Origin of the sequence: Streptomyces sp. NPDC058664 (genome assembly GCF_042716635.1) — a bacterium.
In the GTDB taxonomy this organism is placed as follows: domain Bacteria; phylum Actinomycetota; class Actinomycetes; order Streptomycetales; family Streptomycetaceae; genus Streptomyces.
Genome location: NZ_JBHXRW010000205.1, coordinates 1 through 1,489, shown reverse-complemented (window position 1 = coordinate 1,489; position 1,489 = coordinate 1). Strand labels below are relative to the sequence as shown.

Annotated in this window: 1 protein-coding gene; it reads left to right on the top strand. The window is 69.8% G+C overall.

The window, feature by feature from the left end; genetic code table 11:
* Positions 1-25: 25 nt before the first annotated feature.
* Positions 26-1,489, top strand: a 1,464-nt coding sequence (locus tag ACFWUY_RS41590) for a serine/threonine protein kinase (RefSeq protein WP_384122225.1), incomplete at its 3' end; no start/stop codon positions are given.

The following is a 1,489-nucleotide window of genomic DNA, read 5'->3' as shown; positions in this document are numbered from 1 at the left end:
GTCCAGTGGCGGTCAGGGCGAACGGGTGTTCCTCACCGATTTCGGGATCGCCCGCCTGCGTGCGGACTCCACCCACCTGACCCAGCAGGGAATGTTCACCGCCACACTGGCTTACGCGTCGCCGGAACAGATGACGGGTGCCGAACTCGACCACCGCTCCGACCAGTACTCCCTGGCCTGTTCGCTGTACTGGTTGTTCACCGGGGTGGCACCGTTCGACTCCGCCGACCCGAACGAGATCATTCGCGGAACCCTCTACGCCCCGCCGCCGCCCTTGGCGCTGCGCCGGGCGGGTCTGCCGCCGATCATGGACGCAGTCCTCGCGGCAGCGATGGCGAAACATCCTGCGGCACGGTTCGATTCGTGTGCGGCATTCGCCAAGGCGGCGCGCCAGGCGTTGACTTCCAAGACGCCACCGGTTCTTCCGCGGCCGCCAGCCAACCCGGCGCCCGGTTACTACCCACCTGCTCCGCAGCAAGGACCGGCCGCGCCCTTCGTGCAGCCCGGCATGGTGCCGCCCGGCATGGTGCCGCCCGGTTACCAAGCTCCGCCCATGCAGCCTGTGCCACAACCTCATTGGCAGCCACCATCCCGGCCGTTCGGAGCTGTTGCGCCGGCACCGCAGCACCCGCCTGCGGCGCCGCCCGGTGGGGCTGCCGGAATGCCGTCCAGCCCGGTATCTCTGGACAAGCCGCCAGCGGCTGGCTCGCTCGGCAAGGAGGCGGCCGACGATGAGGTATCAGCCACGGCTGCAACCGATGTGCTGGCGACGCGCGATGCGGATGCGCTTGATGCGGCGAACGCGGCCGCGCTGACCGAGGTGACGTCGATCGCGGGACCACCGACCGTGGCCCCAGCGGGGTCTGTGCCGCCACCGAGCGCGGCCGGGCAGTCCAGCCGGCTGGGGCCGGCTGGCGAGGCGGAGCAGGGCAATGCGGGCCGACAAAGGGGTGCGGGTCAGCCGGGTAGCGCTGGTCAGCCGGGCGGGATGGGGCAGCCGGGTAATGCTGGGCAGCAACCCGGTTCGGGGCAGCAGGGTGAGGTGCCGCCGGGGCATCGGGGGCCCTTGGGGCCGTATCGGGGGTATTGGCCGGTGCCTCGGCGGGTGTCGGGGATGCAGCGGTTCGGCTGGGTTGTGTTGGTGGCGTTGGTGCTGGTGTTGATCGCGCTTGTTGTCGCGTTGGTTGTGGTGGTGTTGCCGGACGACGACGGCGATCTCGACGCCGCGGGGGGCGCGAATGTGCCGTCGAGTTCGGTGGCGGAGGTCGCCGATTCGTTCGGGGAGAGTCGGCGGGTTTTCCCGACGTTGGTTCCGCAGGGTGAGAACGGTGAGGGGGTTGGGTATCGCGGGGCTCGATGTGTGGGGGTGCGCAGCGTCAGCGAGTTGGCGTGGAAAGAGCCTGCGCTGCAGTGGACTCCGGTCGAGACCGCGTGGCAGTGCGATCGGGTGGACAACCAGGTCGGGGCGGTGAGTTACCTGGTGCTGGAG